The following is an 18837-nucleotide window of genomic DNA, read 5'->3' on the forward strand; positions in this document are numbered from 1 at the left end:
AAGAATGGAGGACTTTTGCGATGGACAGAATAAAGGAACTGATTTCAAAAATGACGCTGGAAGAGAAGGCAAGTCTCTGCTCGGGCGCTGATAACTGGCATACGAAAGAAATCAAACGACTGAACATTCCGTCAGTTATGATGGTGGACGGCCCTCACGGACTGAGAAAGCAGGAAGGGGAAACGGATCATCTGGGATTGAATGAAAGTGTGAAGGCCGTTTGTTTCCCAGCAGCCTGTGCAACAGCCTCCAGCTTCGATGTTGACCTGATGGAACGGATGGGAGAGACGCTGGGAGCGGAGTGTCAGGCCGAGAATGTAAGCATGCTGCTTGGCCCGGCGGTGAATATTAAAAGGAGCCCGTTATGCGGGCGGAACTTTGAGTATCTGTCGGAGGATCCATATCTGGCAGGTAGGATGGCATCGGCATATATCCGCGGAGTACAGAGTCAGGGCGTGGGGACAAGCATTAAGCACTTCGCACTGAATAACCAGGAAACACTCCGTATGACGATATCTTCCGAGGTGTCAGAACGTGCGCTCAGGGAAATCTATCTGCCTGCGTTTGAGGAAGCGGTGAAAGAATCAGCTCCAAGAACCGTCATGTGTAGCTACAACAAAATAAATGGAGAATATGCTTCGGAAAACAGATATCTTCTGACAGATATCCTGAGAAAAGAATGGGGATACAAAGGCTGCGTCGTCAGTGACTGGGGCGCTGTAAATAACCGTGTGAAAGGACTGCAGGCCGGACTGGATCTGGAGATGCCTTATTCCGGAGGATACAATGACAGACAGATTGTGAAAGCAGTACAGGAGGGAAGACTGGACGAAGCTGTGCTGGATGAAGCGGTGGAGCGGGTATTGAATGTTGTATTTGCCGGTGAAGAGCAGCATTGTCCGGAAATTATATCTGATAAGGAAACAGATCATAAAAAAGCAGCGGATATTGAGACGGAATGTGCGGTCCTGCTAGAAAATAACGGTATACTTCCGTTGAATACAGACAGAAAGGTTGCCTATATAGGGGAATTTGCCGAAAAGCCGCGGTATCAGGGCGGCGGCTCCAGCCATATCAATCCGTTCATGGTTGTTTCGGCATTAGATGCTGCCGGAGAAAAAGGGCGTAGCGTGACTTATGCAAAAGGATTTTCTATGGAAAATGACGCGATGACGGAACAAGAGCTAGAAAAAGCGCTTCGGACTGCTGCAGAAGCAGACGTCGCGGTGATCTTTGCCGGTCTGCCTGAGATATTTGAGTCGGAAGGGTATGACAGAACATCTATGAAGTTGCCCCAATGCCAGGACCGTCTGATCGAAGAAGTGTTGAAAGTACAGCCTAATGTTGTAGTTGTACTCCACAATGGAAGCCCGGTAGAACTGCCCTGGGCTGATAAAGTAAGCGCGATCCTTGAAATGTATCTCGGAGGTCAGGGCGTTGGCGAAGCCTGTGACCGGCTGTTATACGGAGAAGCGAATCCGTCCGGCAGGCTGGCGGAGACATTCCCGTACCGGCTGGAAGATAATCCGAGCTACCTTCATTTCCCAGGAAATGGAAAGCGGGTGTTATATGGTGAGGATATCTTTGTCGGGTACCGCTATTATGATACAAAGAAGGTTCCGGTGCGGTATGCATTCGGACATGGGCTGTCTTACACGGAATTTGCTTATGGGGACTTGAATTTGTCATCGGCTCAAATGACGGATGAGGATATCCTGACGGTCTCCTTCAAGGTGAAAAATACAGGAAAGACAGAAGGAAAAGAAGTCGTACAGCTGTACGTGGCTGACCTGTGCGGCATATCGGAGAGACCGGTCAAGGAATTGAAAGGATTTGCCAAAGTTCATCTCCTGCCAGGAGAGGAAAAAACGGTGTCGATGGAAATTTCGGCGAGGGATCTTTCCTATTATGAAGAACGTCTCGGGGACTGGTATGCGCCATCCGGAACATATCGGATCCTGATCGGCCATGCTTCTGATGACGTCCGATTACATGCTGATATTATATTTGAAACACAGAAAGAACTGCCCCTTTGCGTAGATTTCACAACAACGTTCGGAGAATTATTGGATCATACGAAAACCGCTCCCGTTATTACGGAACTGCTGGCTCCATTGGCAGCAGCAGCCGCATCAGCAGAAGGTATGAGTGACGAATACAAGAAGCTGGGAGAGCAAGTTATCCGGGAAATGCCGCTGAAATTTCTGCTGGGACAGATGCCGGGAGAGCAGGTGGAACAGCTGATCGGGCAGCTGAATTGTTTACTTGCACAATAGGATAATTGAGGATGAGGTAGCGGTAAATGGTATTCGTAATATGGCAGAAGAGATTGTGTTGAAAGAATTGATTTACAGGTAAACAAAGAGCTGAAATCTTAAGTTTGGTAGGTAAAATGATGAAATTCCGTAAATGATTTTATGAGGCAAATCCATTATACTCGAATTACAGTGTACACAATGAAAAAAGGAAGGAGCTTGGAAAACGGCAATATGAATCAGATTTACGCAGCAAAAACAAATCATATCACGAATCCGGTGGGATTTTTACTGAATCCGGTGGTTTTTTCGTGGAAGGTCAGAGAATGCAGGGGAAAGAACCAGAGATGTGCCAGAATCCTTGTGGCAAAGGATGAAACCTTCGCGGATGTTCTTTGGGACACCGGGGAGGCAAAGCTCGACAGTCTGGCTGTAAAAGCGGAGATGAATCTGGAGCCTTGTACCAGATATTACTGGAAGGTAATCGTTACTACGGACGCAGACGAAGTGCTGGAGTCCGACGTACAGTTCTTTGAGACGGCAAAGAGGGACGAGCCGTGGGTGGGAAAATGGATTACCTGCGACAGCAGGATGGAACGCCATCCCATTTTCTCAAAGCGAATCATTCCCCGTGGAAAGGTAAAAAAAGCCCGTCTCTATCTCTGCGGACTGGGGCTTTATGAGGCATATTTTACGGATGGAGAGAAAACCGAAACAGATATTTTAAAATCCGCGAAAATTGGGGAAGAATATCTGACCCCGTACTGCAATAACTACAATCAGTGGTTACAGTATCAGACGTATGATGTGACCGCGCAGATGCAGCGCGAAGGTGTGTTGTCCGTTCTTTTGGGGAATGGGTGGTACAAAGGGAGGTTCGGGCTCAATCAGACAGAACAGAAAGGATTTTACGGCGACGAGTGGAAACTGCTGGTAGAGGTGCATCTGGAATATGAGGATGGCACACAAGAGATAATCGGCACGGATGACACATGGGAAGTGACAAGGAGCAATCTGTTTTTTTCCAATATATATGACGGGGAGAAACGGGATGATACCTTGGAACCTGTCGAACCTGTCAGCGCGCAGCTTGCGGAGGCGCCGCAGGGGCGACTGACGGAGCGGCTGTCCCTTCCGGTGACTGTGCATGAACAGTTTACACCGAAGGAACTGATTCACACCCCGAAGGATGAATGGGTGTTTGACTTAGGGCAGGAGATTACCGGGATTTTCAAACTTCATGTCCATGAGCCGAAAGGAAAAGAAATCAGAATCCAGACAGGCGAAATCCTGCAGGACGGATGTTTTTATAACGAAAACTTAAGAACCGCTTTGTCGGAATATGTGTATATCTCTGACGGGGAAGAAAAAGACATTGTTCCGCATTTTACATTTTACGGATACCGGTATGTAAAAATCAGCGGGGTAACCAATGTCTCCTGTGAAGATTTTACGGGAATGGCACTCTACAGTGATTACGAAGGTACCGGTAGTATACAGACAGGAAATGAACTGGTAAATCAGTTGATTTCCAATGTGGAATGGGGCATGAAGGATAATTTCTTAGATGTGCCGACAGACTGTCCGCAGAGAGATGAGCGCATGGGATGGACAGGCGACACACAGGTGTTTTCGGGTACGGCATGTTATCTGGCGGATACCTATGCATTTTACAGAAAATATCTGTACGATTTGTATAAGGAACAGCTGATTGCCGGAGGGATGGTTCCGGAGGTGGTGCCGACCTTCGGTCCGTCGAAATGTTCCTGTGCATGGGGCGATGCGGCCTGTATCGTTCCGTGGAATGTCTATCTGTTCAGCGGGGATGCTGCCATATTGGAACAGCAGTTTGACAGTATGAAGGCTTGGGTGGACTATATCCGTAAGGTGGACGGAGAGCACCACGGATGGAGACATTCCTTCCATTACGGAGACTGGCTGGCGCTTGACCGGGTGGGAGCCGCGGCGGGAAATGTATACGGAGCGACCGATGAAGGCTATATTGCGGATATTTATTATGCGGCAAGCGCGGAGCTTACAGCGAAGGCAGCGGCGGTTCTCGGGCGAAAGGAAGAGGAAAAACAATATCGGGAAATCGCCGAAAAACAATGGCGTGTGGTAAAAGAAGAATATTTTACCCCGACCGGAAGATGCGCGGAAAAGACACAGACGGGTCTTCTGCTGGCTCTGAAATATCATTTGTCAGAGGACGAAGAGCTGACCAGAGAGATGTTAAAGAAACTTTTCCGCGAGAGCAGAAACAAATTGAATACCGGATTTGTGGGAACCTCTCTTTTGTGCAATGTGTTGACCGATAACGGAATGACGGATACCGCCTACCGCCTGCTTTTGAACGAGGAGTATCCGGGGTGGCTGCACGAAGTGAAACTGGGAGCCACCACAGTCTGGGAACGATGGAATTCACTGGATGAAGACGGTAAGATATCCAGTACCGGAATGAACAGTCTCAACCATTATTCTTACGGGGCGATTCTGGAATGGATGTTCCGCCATGTGGGAGGAATCCATCTTTTGGAAGAATCTCCGGGAGGAAGAAGGATTGCAATTTGTCCGAATGTCCATTATGATTTGAGAAGGGCAGAGGCAGTGTATGATTCGGCCGTCGGACAGTATGCATGCAGCTGGGAAATTATGGAGGATAACAGGATTAGAATCAAAATTACGATTCCGTTTGGCGGAGAAGGCGAGGTGCGATTGCCGCATGCTCCGGAGATTCTGTTTGAAGATAAGACAAATCCACTATTCGCAACAGTGGTGAACGGTATTTGTTATATCACTGCAGGAAACTATGAAGTCGTATATGAGGCAACTGAGAAGTTAAAGAAAATATACAGCGTGGAGTCAAAGCTGGAAGATTTGCTGAACCATCCGCAGATACGGGCATTTTTGTCGACGATGACCGAGGTGGATATGATACCGGATGCGGTCTATGGACTGTCGTTTCGACAGGTGGCGGAGATGTTTTCCGGACCGATGGATGAAGGGCAGACAGAGATGTTGAATACAGCATTATCACAATATTAACGAGGAGAGAACAAATGAGTGAGAAGAGTAAAAAACAAAAGGTTAGTATCGTGGAAAAAATGGGCTTATTTATGGTATGTGCGGGAAATATTCCACTGATGGGATTATTGTCAGGATTCTTTATGATTTACTATACGAATGTGGTTGGTCTGGAACCGGCAGCACTGGCGACCCTGTTTTTAATATCCAAGGTGGTGGATGGAATCAGCGACCCGATTATGGGATATTTTCTGGACAAATTTCCGGTAACAAAAATGGGAAAATTTCGCCCTATGATTATTCTGGGAACAATCATCTGTGTTATAAATTATATTTTACTGTGGTTTGGCGCAGTCTGGATTCCGGTCGGAAAATATGTGATTGTGTATGTGACGTATCTGCTGCTGGGCTGGACGTTTGATATTATGGATATCTCCAAGAACAGTTTGCTCCCGGTCATGAGCGCGGATGACAAGGAGAGAAACAGTTTGTCACTTTTCAACGCGTTGGGAACAATGATAGGTAGCGCGGTACTGGCTGTGGCAGCACCGATTCTTGTGGCGGAAGGAACGTTACAGAACTATTACGTGTTAATTTTCGGTTCCATGGCCATGGTGTTGGTTTTATCTATTGCAGGGGCTCTTTGTGTAAAGGAAAGAGTAGCTTTTGAAGGAAAAAAAGAAGAAAGTTATACATTCAGGGAATTGTTACAGTTTTTGCGGTATAAACCTGTCTGGGCACTGTTTTTAGTGGCACTGGTAGTCGGGGTGGGCAGTAATATAGCAGGAGGAGCCGGCGCTTATTTTTACACATATATATTGGGTGATATGACGCTTATGTCAGGGGTGTCACTTGTTTCAATGATAACTGCTCTGGTGGGAATTTTCCTTGGACCAATTCTGGCAAACCGGTTTGGAAAGAAACAGATTTTTGTAATGGCAATCGTCGTATCCATCCTGTTTTCCGCACTGCGTTTGATTGATGTGAGATCTATGCTTTTGATCTATATTAGTACAGTGGCAGGAGGTGTGGCAGGCGGATGTATAGCACCGCTGACAACCAGTATACAGGCAGATAATACTACTTACGTGCAGTATAAAACCGGAAAACGTGCAGAAGCGGCGATCGCATCGCTTACATCTTTTATTACAAAAGTGGCGCAGGGACTCGGAGGAGCGATTCCGGGGTATGTATTGGCAGCTACAGGTTTTGTTACCGGCTCGGTTGCCCAGCCGGAGAGTATCAATACAGGAATTATCCTCTGCGTACTGATACTTCCGACTATCCTGACTGCCGCAGGGGCGATTCTTTTTGGTACACAGTATACGTTGGATAAAAAAGCAGTAGAGGAAATGCACACGGCAATCGCAGCGCGCAGCAATAAGTAACATATTGAAGGAGAATGCGATGGAACTGTCAAGATTAAAAGTAAACAACCACAGCGACGGATAACACCGGTGATACCGCCACCGCCACATCCTCCTTTGAAACAGGTTTTATGAAAAGGGAGTGGAGTGCGCAGTGTTGTTTGAAACGAGAATTGAGTATGAAGACGGCACATTTGAGACAGTTCTCTCTGACGATAAGTTGAAAGTTGCCGATGGTACAGTATGGTGAACCTGTGCGGCCGGTGAAAGAAGTGGAGGCGGTCGGTATGGAGGTAAGCCCAAAGGGAGAGACCATTATCGATTTCGGTCAGAATCTGGCAGGTGTACTGCGGGTAAAGGTGGATTTGCCCGCAGGAACAAAGTTGATACTAGATCACTTTGAGACCAAGGATTCTCAGGGGAATTATTTTAATAATATAGCTGGTGCTGACATGACAGGTCATACACAGACGGATGTATATATATCTAACGGGAAACCCGCAGAGTACAGACCGCATTTTACATATCATGGTTTCCGCTATGTGAGAGTGATATGTGATGCTCCGGTAAAGCCGGAAGATTTTACGGCAGTGGCGCACGCAGGACAATTTTGGGCAAGAGATAAGGAGGAAAAGAACATATGAAAATTCTGGCAATGATAATGCTCGTGCTGCTCATTTTAGCAGTCGGCTTTGTGGGGTATGTTTATAAGAAAAATGCGATGTTTCTGCCGGCACTGTTTGGCATCGGCGGTTTTCCGAATATAAAAAAGAAAGATTATTATCAGGCAGACGGAACATTCCGGAAAGCGGAAAAAGATGATAAAATGGCATTTTTTATGCAGCATCCGGTGTTTGGCGGCTATAAGCATATGTTTTTTAATGTTGAGGATAACGTGTTAAAAGCGATTGCCCCGGCAAAATATGCAGATTTTCTAAAAGCGCAGGGCAGAAGTGATCAGATGGAAAATGCACTGGAGGCTTTTAATTACCTGACCCGGCTTGTGGAAAGTGGAGAGGCGCAGTTGATTTCCGATATTAACTCGAAAGAAATGATAGAACAGAATCCATATCAGTCTCATTTGACCGGAATGTTTTACAAAGGAAAGCAAGGAAAACCGTTGGCGGTGGTCGTTCCCGGAGGTGGATTTATCAGTAATGTGACGGACTGCGAGGGATATCCCGTGGCAATGAAATTACACAAGTTGGGGTACTCCGTATTGGTAATCAGTTACCCGATTGGCAAACAGCTGGGAGAAACGGAACATGAAAAACAGGGGCAGGCAGCGGTCAGGGAGCTGGTGCAGGTAATCCGTTATCTGAAGGAGCATGAGCAGGAACTGTCTGTGGATATGGATGACTATGCGATATTCGGTTTCTCGGCAGGCGGCATGATGACTACGGCATATTCCTTCGCAAATTACGAGGACTGCTGTCACAAAGTAAAACTGCCGAGACCGAAAGTGATTTTCCCGATGTATGGTCTGGACTGGAATGTGAAAGCGCTTGAGCAGGATAAGGGACTGGCGGTATTTTCCATCGCAGGGCGCGAGGATGAATACGGATTCGGAAATGTAGAGAAGAGACTTCCGCAATTGAAATCCGTGTTGGGTGAGGACAATGTGTCTGTACGGATTTACGATAATCTCGGACATGGATTTGGTATTGGTTCCAATACCATAGTACCTCATTGGTTTGAAGAGGCAGTGGAATTCTGGGAGGCACATCGGAAATAATTTTTTCAAGAACAGGAAGAGTGAATTTTGAGAGGTCAAGTGTTTTATAAAATTATAAAACATCTGACCTTTTTTTAAAGATGTTGGGGTCAAAAGCCCCCAACTATGATGCCTACGGATTGTTCCGTGCTTTGCACTCCCACAATCCTCCCAATTATTCGCAGAGTAGTCTCGGAAACTCAATAAATAATTGATATAATTCAGAGAGTATTCCAGCAAATCAGTAATACAGTGGTTTGCGAGCGGAGGAGATGATGTTTAGAAGAGCTGCAGTAAAAAAAGACATGGTAAGCAGCCATCTTGAATGAGAGCTGAAACAAACGCTATTGGGGAAAGAGTCCGCTTATATGTTGGATAGTTATCCATGGCAGAATCAAGGCACATATTTGATATGTGCAGGTCGGGCATGTGTTTTTCAAATTCATGGAAAGCTACCAGAAAACTGACAGAATCATGTCTTTTGGCACTGGTAAACCGCAAAAGGAGTGGAATATCAACGTGTAGTGAATGGCGCACAATTCACGAGAAATGACAATAGTTTTTTGGAAATTTGCTGAAAAAATTTAAAATCCCTCTCTGAAAATGGGAGGAAACGAAAAAAGTAACAAGTACAAAAAGAGCGGAGATTCGGGTTTTATGGAGTTTCCGAGACCGTTCTGAAATAGATAAGGAGGAAAAAAACATGGGTAAGTACAAAGGGCTGTTCTGGCCGGCAATCTTAGGCGTCAAGCATATGCCGAAGGTAAAGGAATCGGAGTTTTACAATGTCGCGGGAGGGTTCCGCAGGGCTACGATCAATGACAAGATTGCGTTCTTCCTGCAGCATCCCGTATGGGAGGGCAGGCCGGAGCTTTTTATGAAGACCGGGTCGCCAAAGGAAATATATGCCATGTCAGGCATGAGCGTCCATGGTTTGTGCAATCTTATCGGGCAGCCCGCACAGGCGCAGAGCATCGTGGATGGTTTCAACTATGTCGTGGAGCAGAAAGGGCTGAAAAAGGTGCATTTCATCAGCGGGCTTTATGCGGAGGATGAGGTAAGGCGTGATCCCGACAAGGGAAAGGTACAGGGGATCCTGTTCCAGGGGGAGCCAGGGAAGCCCGTGGCTGTGCTGATTGCGGGCGGCGGGTTTGACGGCGTAGCCTCTTATTTGGAGAGCATCCCGGCAGCCATGGAGCTGCACAGGAGGGGATACAGTGCGTTTGTGCTGGTCTACCGTGTGAATGTGGAGCTGCATGAAACCGAACCGCAGGCCAAGGGCGGGGAGGCATCCAAGGATGTGCTGCCGGCGGTAAGGTATCTGATAGGGCATCAGGCAGAGTACGGCTATACGATGGACGGCTTTGGTATGTTCGGGTTCTCCGCTGGAGGCCTGATGACGACAGCCTACGCATTTTCTGATTATAAGGACTGCTGCCATAAACATAATCTGCCAAGGCCCGCCGCCATCTTCCCCATCTATGGCCTGCACTGGGAGCTTAAGGTTCACGAGGAGGACAAGGGGCTTGCTATATTTTCCAGGGTCGGGCGGGATGACCCTACCGGTTTTGCGGCCGTGGAGAAGATCATCCCGGACATCAGGAAAGCGCTGGGGCAGGAAAATGTCGATATCGTCATGTATGATAAGCTGGGTCATGGCTTTGGCCTGGGGATAGATACTGCGGCAGAGGGCTGGCTGCGGGATGCAGTCGCATTCTGGGAGGAGCATCGGAAATGTTGATTTGCTCTTCACGGATTTCAACTGTTGTTTGTGCCGCGGTGCGGCATGTCCGAAAGCGTGGGAGAACAGGAGAAATGACAGTATGGGACAGGTAAAAAACAATGATTCTTTTTTGGGCAAGGCTGAAAAATTAAAGCCTGTGCTGAAGCACAGGATGCTCCGGCCGGTGGGCGTTGTGTCCTTTGAGCGGAAAAAGGCGGACAGCGGGGCGGATTTCTGGAATACGGTGGGAATTGAGCGGTTGGGGATCCTCTCCGTTATGTTATCGGACGAGCCTCTCGCATATCGTGGGATTGTCATCCCACTTTTAGGCTCATATTGGGGCGGGTCCCAAGGCCTTTCATCCACTTATGAGCAAGCTCATGTGGATTTAGACCTTTTGACCTTGGCATCATGACATTACCTGATTTGGGGCTCCCTTTGCGCCATGCCTGCAGTCAGTCCGGAAAGAAAAAGTGGCAATGCCTGTTTCAGACTGTTTTCCACTGCATCTACAATCTGTTTCACAAAAAGTTCTTCCCGTTCTCTTGTTTCCAGATAAGGATCAGCCCGTGTGCGGTAGTAGCGGTCAAAATAATCTACCAGTGCAAGAGAGATTACCTGACTGTAAGATTTAAAATCCTGCCTGTCCATTGTCTGTAAATATTCCCAGGCTCTCCGCTGCTGTTCTTTGTCCAGATTAAAACGCAGGTTTGTGTTGCGGATATTGTTCTGCATGGTTTATCCCCTCCTTTTCAGGCTCATATAAGCAAGAGATTCGTAACCTTTAGCGGTGGCGCAGATGTCATCAATGATGGTGACTCGTGATTTGTCATACGTTCCGAAGTTACGGAACAGGCATCCACCGCCGCCAACCACATACAGGCGCATCAGGTCAGGATTGTATTCATATTTGCGGAGCGTGGAAAAAAGTTCTGCCACATACTGTCTGGCAATAGAACTGATACAATCCAGATATGGTGCTGAAATGTCAGCTGTTCCAAACCGCAGAATCTGTTCTACTGTGGATTCTTCAATTTTCACTCCGAATTTGTCCAGAACAGCGTTCTTTGCAGCAATCATGCATTGGTTTACACCAAGTTTTTCTGTCCAGCATCGGCTCTCCTGCGCTTTCTTATTGTTGATATACAGAATGTTCATGGTTCCGTTTCCGATATCTGCAAGGAGATTGGTTCCCTTGAAATCTCCAAGTTGGTTTACGATAGCCGGATACCCCTGTGGGTAAAGGCTGCATCCCACAAAGTGGAGATGATACTCTTTGCTGTTAAAAAGGTAACGGACTTCTGGATTCTGGAGCAGATAGGAACGAAAAGCTTCTCTTTGAGTTCAGATCCATGTCAGAGGGAGTCCGGCAGCCAGATGAACATCTGCTTCACGGATGGAAAAGACATTCAGTTCCCTTGCAATAGCCATTAGCGTCAGAAGATAATATTCTTCGTCCATAGCTTTATCCGGGATAAATTCTTTGTGTCCTTCGCCAATCCGGTAGTAAATGCCGTTATATTCCAGAATATTTCCGGTGAAGATTGGTTCTGTTTCATAGGCTTTGATTCCGGTTGGTGTGACTGTGTTTGCTGTTTTCATGTTGCCGTAGCCATGATCTACAGCGATGATTTTTGTGTTTCTGAGTTCTCGCATAAAAAATACCTCCGTTTTCGTATTGATTGATTCAGCAGGTCATACCGGTGTGGTACTGCTTTGCTGTGAGATAAGCATACGAAAATCGGAGGTAAAAGACATTGAGTGGAAATTGAGCTGGAATTGAGAAAAAAGATATATTGTGCGTACGTTCTTCATGTACTCTTGTTGTGATTTCATTGTTTTTTATCGTATAATATGGATACTGGAGGTGGTTTGGATGAAATACAAGATTTTAGTTGTCGATGATGATAAAGAATTGGTGAAAATGCTTTGTAGTTATTTTAATATGAAACAATATGAAACCATTACGGCTACAGATGGAATGGAAGCATTAAATAAAATAAAAATGAAACCGGATATTATTTTGTTGGATATCAATATGCCACGCATGGATGGGATTGAAGTATGTCGTCTGATACGCAGTAAAGTGTTATGTCCAATTTTATTTCTAACAGCAAGAGTTGACGAAGATGATAAAATTAATGGGTTGCTTTCAGGTGGGGATGATTATATTACGAAACCATTTAGTCTTCGGGAGTTGGAAGCGAGGATTGTTACAAACATAAAGAGAGAAGAAAGGCATCAACAAAAAACGGAATACCGTTTCATGGATGAAATGCTGATTGATTATTCTGAAAAAATAGTAGCTATAGCTGGACACAGGATGGAGTTCACAAAAATTGAATATCAGATTATTGAATTCTTATCCATGCATCCAGGGCAGGTGTTTGATAAAGAACGTATATATGCACAAGTCTGTGGATATGATGCGGAAGGGGACAGTAGAACGATAACGGAATTAGTACGGCGTATAAGGAAAAAAATAGCGGATTATTCAGAAAAAGAATACATAGAAACTGTATGGGGGATTGGATACCGATGGAAAAAATAAGAAACTTGTCACTGAAAAAAACAATTCTGCTTTATTTTGTGATCAGCTTAACGGCAGCATTTCTGTTATCTGGATTTACAGTTCATTTTGCAAGAAATATGCAGAATAAAATATGGGAAAAATATATTGATTATGCAGATTATACGGACGTGTTTCAGCAATATGGAAAGAAATACGAGATTGAGATATCAAGACCTAATCAATCACAGATGAATCGTTTGGACCATCATCTTTCGGAAATGTGTGACTTTATGGGAACATATTCGGTACTGATTTTTTCGATTGTTGGGAGTGTTGTTGCGGTATTCTTTTTTTATAAAAATAAGTTAAAGACACCTCTACAGGAACTAAAAGATGCCTCACAAATGATTGCAGATAATGAACTGGATTTTCATGTGTCCTATGAAAATAAAGATGAGATGGGAACTTTGTGTAAAGAATTTGAAATGATGCGAAGTGATTTATCAGATAACAACAGAAAGATGTGGCGAATGATTGATGACGAGAAGGCTTTGCGGAATGCAATTGCACATGATATACGTTCTCCACTTTCCATATTGCGTGGGTATCAGGAAATGCTCTTAGAGTTTGTTTCTGCTGAGAGTATAAAAACAGAGGATGTTATTGATATCTTACAAACAGGCATGTATCAGATTGACCGTATAGAGCATTTCACGGAAAACATGAGAAAAATGTCCCATTTAGAACAGAGGGAACTGCAATGCTCAGAGATAGAATTATCGGAACTGGCAAAAAAGATTGAGGCAGAAGCTGCCATGCTGTCCAAGAAGGAAAGTAAATTATGTAAGGTAGAAAGAGTGCAGGAACAAAACATTGTGAAAGTGGATGAGGAACTTGTCATGGAAGTGACAGACAACTTACTGGAAAATGCGGTTCGATATGCACAAAAAAGTATTGCTTTGCAGATAAAGAAAAAGGATGGTTTTCTTATAATTTCTGTTGAAGATGATGGAATAGGATTTGTGGATACTGAGGAAAAAGTAACAGAACCATTTTATCATAAGAATCCACAAGATGATTTAAAGCATTTTGGCCTTGGTATGTATATTTCTCGTATTTTCTGTGAAAAGCATGGAGGAAATTTGAAAATATATAATGCCAGACAAGGCGGTGCTCATGTAGAAGCTCTTTTCAAAGCTGAATAAAAATACTTTATAAGGCTGAAATCACAAATAAAGTGGTTTTAGTCTTTTTTGTTGTGAATTTATTGAGAATTGATTTGTATGATGTTGTTAAAGAAATAAAGAAAGGAAGAGATACAATGAAAACAATCATAAAAAGAAGTATACTTGATTATTTAAAGAACCCTGTTTTGTGGATTGGCTTGATTATTATAGTTGCCAGTATGTATCAATGTCTGTCACCGTATTTGCAAATTCATTATATCAAACAGAATGAACAGGTCACACAAAATGATGTAGAATTGGAAGATGCCGATGTCATGGATGGGTACATTCCCACATCTGATGATAAAGAAAGAAGAAGGGAGTGGGAAGATACGATCAAAGAGACGTTAATGGACACCTCCCAAAATGGTTTTGGATTTAGCAGGCAGGAAGCGGATCATGTAATGAAAGAAATTCAGAATATGGATGTAAAGACTGCTTCTGAGTTTTTGGAATCCCAATATGGCTATTATAATGCAATATATGCTTATGAGGACCTTGAAATTCATAAGGGGACAGCAGAAGAAATCAATCATTATATCGAGCGGAAATTATCCGAACATTCTTTTTCCTGGTACTTTGCCAAAAAATTTACGGATTTTGCAGGATTGCATATGGCCTTTTTTGCAACAGTCTTGCTATCATTTTTATTTATTCAGGATACACGAAAAAGTACCTATGAATTATTACATACAAAGCCTGTTACGGCAATCCAATATATATGTGGGAAAGTAATAAGCGGATTCATTAGTATGCTGGGAGTATTAGTGATTTTGAATGTTATATTCTTTATGCTGTGTTTGAAAACGTCTTTAGAATCGGGCTTTCCAGTAACACCAATTGATTTTTGCGTGAATTCGCTGATCTATATTGTTCCGAATCTTTTGATGATATGTTGTGTCTATACAATTACAGCATTAATATTTAAAAATCCGCTTCCGGCAGCACCAATCTTGTTTTTACACATTATATATTCAAATATGCTGACCATGAAGAATGATATTTATTATATGAGACCGTTCTCTATTATGGTGCGATTCCCTGGCAGATTTTTTGAAACACATGCAGCCAAAATGTCAAACATAAATCAGATTATTCTTGTAATTTCATCAGTTATATTAGTATGTATTTCTGTTACAATCTGGAAAAGGAGGAGGGTTCATTGAAAACGGAACTAAAAAACTGCCTGTCGTTATATAAGATTTTTTATTCATGTGCATTTATACTGATATTGTGTGCTATTCATCCGATTATATACTATGAAGAAATCGGTTCAGCGATTCAGTCTCCAATAGCATTTTTAACAATTATTTTTTGTAGTGACACATATTTGATGGAAGTAAAAAGTAAGCGTGCCGATGTATTTCATTTGTATGATCAAAAAAAGCAGTTAAAAGTAATATCACAGAGAGTGTGCGTTCAAATATTATATTTATTAATACTTTCCTGTGTTGGATATGTTTTGTTTTTCTGGCAAAAACCGGGCAGTGTAAACGAAGGCATTTCGGGTATTCAGATATTTCTTTTATATTTCATTGCAATGTTTGGAACTATCTGGTTTTGGAGTATATGCTCTGTGATTTTGTGTACATTGCTTCGAAATATGTGGGCAGGTATTGGATGTTTATTTGGAATTGTCATTGGACTTATATCAAAAGCGGGAAGTTCATTTTTCGGAAATCTGGGATTGTTTTCTTTCAGCTTTTGTGAACCTACTCAATTAATGTCCGAGAGTTGGATTTATGGAACGCTTGTGTCTTTTATAGCGGGGCTGTTTTTATTTGCAGTATTACCAATTACTTTAAAGAAAAGAGGATAGATTATGAGTATTAGAATAAATGATTTAACAGTTAGATTTAAAAATGGTGTAGTTGCAGTAAATAAGGCATCTCTTGAAATACCTAAGGGAATTTACGGACTTTTGGGTGAGAATGGTGCTGGAAAAACCACTTTGATGAGGGTTCTTACAACTGTTTTAAAACAAACGGAAGGAATGGTTTCCCTTGATGGAATTCTGTATAACGAGGGAAATTATGAGAAAATACAGAAAAAGATTGGTTATCTTCCACAGGAAATCGACTTATATCCGAATCTTACGGTGAAAGAATGTCTTGTATATATGGGGGGACTGTCAGGAGTATCCAGAAATGACCTCGAACAAAGAATTACCTATTATCTGGAAAAGACTTCTCTTACAGAGCATCAGAATAAAAAAATGCGGCAATTATCTGGTGGTATGAAGAGACGTGTCGGACTCATACAGGCACTTCTTAATAATCCGGATTTTTTGATTATTGATGAACCTACCACTGGGTTAGATCCGGAAGAAAGGATTAGGATCCGCAATCTTCTGGTTGATTTTTCAAAGGATAGAACTGTGCTGTTTTCCACTCATGTAGTAGAAGATTTAGCAGCAACCTGTACACAGCTTGCCATTATGAAAAAAGGAAGTTTTTTATATTCCGGAAGCGTGAGTGGGTTGCTGGAAAATGCAAAGGGTTGTGTTTGGAATTGTACGGTACAAAATGCAGAAGAAGCCCGTTTGTTAGAAGCCAATTATTCTATTTCATCTAAGCAGTATGTAGAAAATGGAATTCATATGAAAGTATTAAGCAAAGGAAAGCCAAATGAGAATTGCGCCCCGGATAATGATATCACTTTGGAAGATGCATATATTTATTTGACGAATAGTTGAATATAACGGCGGGCAAGTTGCCCGCCGTAAATTGTACTTATTTTGTTAAAAGACCGGATAGAGTTTTTCAAATGGAAAATCCAATCTGTGGATATAACTCCTGAATCTCCAGATATTTTGCTTCAATCATTTCAGGCTCATCAGCCAGATCTTTTCATATATTTTGAAAGCTCTTTTAAAATGTGTTTTGGCTTGCGGAAGATTGGCAGTCATCAGATAAATGGTTCCAAGGGTTTCCTGTACTTTGGCATAATCCAGACAGTCATCGGAATGGTATTCCTTGATGATGCCGGATAATTTTTGCAATTCGGAGATGCCTCTTTCGGGTTCCTGCTGTTCTGTCAGGAACATTGCATAATTGGCAATCTGAGGTATGCTGTCATTTATATGAAGCAGGTTAAATTGGTCAAGCAGTGAGATACTTTTTTCCATGTGTTCTCTTGCAAGATCGGGATGACCGTTCATGCGGTAAAGTCCACCGAGATTGGCATGAAGGTTGGAAACAAGGCGAGCATTGTCGGCAGTGATATTTTCTATCTGGGCAAGTGCATCCTTTTCCAGTTTTATTGCTTTTTCAGGTTTGGTTTCAAGAGTTGCCTGAAAATCTAGTAATAATGCCCGGTCAGAGTCGGTTCCAATGTTTTTTGTCTTTAACAGCCCCGTCAGTTCCTGAATGATTCCATTCATACCTTTGTGGTAGTTATAGTTATCCATGTATGGAAATGTATTTTCCAGAAAAAGCAGATACTTTGGTATATCATCCTTTTCAATCAATACTATGATATTTCCGATTGTTTGAAATAGCTTTTTGTAATAATCTACTTCCATTCCATGCATTAAACATATTTTCTGTAAAGAATCCAGTAATATGTGGCAGCGAGTTACAGATGGTTTTGTCTCTGAAAGGGTGATTTCCTGAATCATCGGATGCAGAGAGATAGTGCGACGTGTTGTTGTCTGAACGAAACCAGTCTCAATTAAATCGTTGATTTCATTTAGTGTGGGCATTTCCAGCCATTTGGCAAATATACGGGCAGAAATACCGGTGGAAGGAAGAAAGCACATATTACACATGATATCCTGCTGTTCAAGAGATAAAGTGTATAAAGAAAACAGCGTATGGATATGACTGTAATAGGTGGCTTTGCTGCTTTGTCCATCTTTGATTATTTTAATTTTATCTTCGTTATGGAAAGATGCTTTTTCCACCTGAAGTCTTGTTAATAACTGGTCTGGAGTTGAGATTCCATTTTTCAGAAGTTTTGCTGCCAGTTCCACGGCAAAAGTATGAGAGTGAACAGTTTCGATGATCTTTTCAACTGTTGCCCGGTACGTGTCTGCCTCTGAATAAAATACTGATGCCAGCTGGAAGAGAGCGTTCATATCCTCTATTTCTTTTAATGGCAGAGTACAGTATTCATCCAGTTTGCTTCGGGTTGTAAACAAAATCTGGCAGCGATATTTTAATACTACTGACAGAAAGCTGTCCTGTGTCGCAGTGACATTAAAATTATCTATGATAAGCAGAGTATCAGATTTCAGGGAACGCAGAAAACGGTTATGTCTTTGAAACCGTTCCTGGTCAGTGCTTTCCGGCGGATCGTCAATAAAATCCATGTCAGTAATATCCTGATGAAGATTGCCGGTATATTCTATATAAAGTATATTGGTGTATTGCTTTATGTACCGCTTTGCGTAGGCTTTGACAAGTTCACTTTTTCCGATTCCGGCGATTCCGCAAAGAAAAACATGACGGTTTTCCTCAAGCACGGTATATAATTCTTCCAGTTCTTTATCTCTTCCGATAAAATGACGGCATGGTTTCGGAACCTCACTGTCCATAATATAATCCAGCACAATGGGGGATAAAGCGCCTCCGGCGAGCAGCTTCTGATTTTTGGTATTACGTTTGATGAATTGGCGTTCCATGCCAAAAGAAATCAGTTTTGCAAGAAACAGCAGTCTTGAACTGGCTGGTTTATATAAGGGAGTCAGATTTTTCTTTTTTGCATCTGAGATGCTGTCATCCTGAATGAATAAAGTGTAAATATCTTGTATAGCCATATTACAGTCAGACATCAGTGGAAGAAGATTCTGGTGGATGGTATGGGCTAATTTTTCCTGATTGGATGGCTTGGAATAGTAAGCGGATATTTTAGGACTGATTTTAGCCTGACCAGTCATCCAGCGGCAAACCAGACCGTTGTCCATTGAAAAATCCTGATTTGCCGGATCATCCATAAAATCTTCAAATAATTCGTATAAAAAATCAGGCTGACTCATTTGATTACTTTCGCTGATATGATTTTTTAAGCAAGTGC

General features: G+C 43.0%; 13 protein-coding genes and 2 pseudogenes. 12 read left to right on the plus strand and 3 right to left on the minus strand.

Annotated elements, in window-relative coordinates; genetic code table 11:
• Positions 1-20: 20 nt before the first annotated feature.
• The 7 genes from DXA93_RS16485 (at position 21) to DXA93_RS17910 (ending at position 10498) form a co-directional block, all read left to right on the plus strand.
• On the plus strand, positions 21-2276 hold the full coding sequence (locus tag DXA93_RS16485; protein WP_119208810.1) for a beta-glucosidase: 2256 nt from the start codon (positions 21-23) through the stop codon (positions 2274-2276).
• A gap of 213 nt (positions 2277-2489) precedes the next feature.
• Entirely contained in the window at positions 2490-5300 is a 2811-nt protein-coding gene (locus DXA93_RS16490) for an alpha-L-rhamnosidase (protein ID WP_055267552.1), read from the plus strand.
• A gap of 14 nt (positions 5301-5314) precedes the next feature.
• A complete protein-coding gene (locus tag DXA93_RS16495) occupies positions 5315-6667 on the plus strand; it encodes an MFS transporter (protein ID WP_055267537.1) in 1353 nt (450 codons plus the stop codon).
• 266 nt (positions 6668-6933) lie between these two features.
• Positions 6934-7290, plus strand: coding sequence for a family 78 glycoside hydrolase catalytic domain (locus DXA93_RS16500; protein WP_010782296.1), 357 nt, complete (start codon positions 6934-6936; stop codon positions 7288-7290).
• Positions 7287-8381, plus strand: coding sequence for an alpha/beta hydrolase (locus DXA93_RS16505; protein ID WP_055267539.1), 1095 nt, complete (start codon positions 7287-7289; stop codon positions 8379-8381). Before DXA93_RS16500 ends, DXA93_RS16505 begins: the two co-directional genes overlap by 4 nt.
• An 889-nt stretch (positions 8382-9270) precedes the next feature.
• Positions 9271-10101 (plus strand): alpha/beta hydrolase, encoded by an 831-nt coding sequence (locus DXA93_RS16515; protein ID WP_147326096.1) that lies wholly within the window; start codon positions 9271-9273, stop codon positions 10099-10101.
• 82 nt (positions 10102-10183) lie between these two features.
• Positions 10184-10498 (plus strand): hypothetical protein, encoded by a 315-nt coding sequence (locus DXA93_RS17910; RefSeq protein ID WP_010782299.1) that lies wholly within the window; start codon positions 10184-10186, stop codon positions 10496-10498.
• Positions 10499-10500: 2 nt separating this feature from the next.
• On the opposite strand, the gene DXA93_RS16520 is transcribed toward DXA93_RS17910, so the two are convergent.
• Both DXA93_RS16520 and DXA93_RS20775 read right to left on the minus strand, forming a co-directional pair.
• Positions 10501-10818 carry a hypothetical protein gene (locus tag DXA93_RS16520; RefSeq protein ID WP_010782300.1) on the minus strand — a complete coding sequence of 106 codons (318 nt, stop codon included), beginning with the start codon at positions 10816-10818 and terminating at the stop codon, positions 10501-10503.
• A 3-nt stretch (positions 10819-10821) separates the two neighbouring features.
• A pseudogene (locus DXA93_RS20775) lies at positions 10822-11739 on the minus strand (ParM/StbA family protein).
• Between the two features lie 220 nt (positions 11740-11959).
• Between DXA93_RS20775 and DXA93_RS16530 the strand changes: the two are divergent.
• The 5 genes from DXA93_RS16530 (at position 11960) to DXA93_RS16550 (ending at position 16516) form a co-directional block, all read left to right on the plus strand.
• On the plus strand, positions 11960-12634 hold the full coding sequence (locus DXA93_RS16530; RefSeq protein ID WP_014080778.1) for a response regulator transcription factor: 675 nt from the start codon (positions 11960-11962) through the stop codon (positions 12632-12634).
• Positions 12622-13800 carry a sensor histidine kinase gene (locus DXA93_RS16535; protein ID WP_119208812.1) on the plus strand — a complete coding sequence of 393 codons (1179 nt, stop codon included), beginning with the start codon at positions 12622-12624 and terminating at the stop codon, positions 13798-13800. Before DXA93_RS16530 ends, DXA93_RS16535 begins: the two co-directional genes overlap by 13 nt.
• A 116-nt stretch (positions 13801-13916) precedes the next feature.
• Entirely contained in the window at positions 13917-14987 is a 1071-nt protein-coding gene (locus DXA93_RS16540) for an ABC transporter permease subunit (RefSeq protein WP_119208814.1), read from the plus strand.
• Entirely contained in the window at positions 14984-15640 is a 657-nt protein-coding gene (locus DXA93_RS16545; protein ID WP_227093628.1) for a transporter, read from the plus strand. Before DXA93_RS16540 ends, DXA93_RS16545 begins: the two co-directional genes overlap by 4 nt.
• Before the next feature lie 3 nt (positions 15641-15643).
• Positions 15644-16516, plus strand: coding sequence for an ATP-binding cassette domain-containing protein (locus tag DXA93_RS16550; protein ID WP_117509305.1), 873 nt, complete (start codon positions 15644-15646; stop codon positions 16514-16516).
• Positions 16517-16583: 67 nt separating this feature from the next.
• On the opposite strand, the pseudogene DXA93_RS16555 reads toward DXA93_RS16550, so the two are convergent.
• Positions 16584-18799: pseudogene (locus DXA93_RS16555) on the minus strand (tetratricopeptide repeat protein).
• Positions 18800-18837: the final 38 nt, after the last annotated feature.

Origin of the sequence: Blautia sp. OF09-25XD (assembly GCF_003482095.1) — a bacterium.
In the GTDB taxonomy this organism is placed as follows: Bacteria; Bacillota; Clostridia; order Lachnospirales; family Lachnospiraceae; genus Fusicatenibacter; species Fusicatenibacter saccharivorans.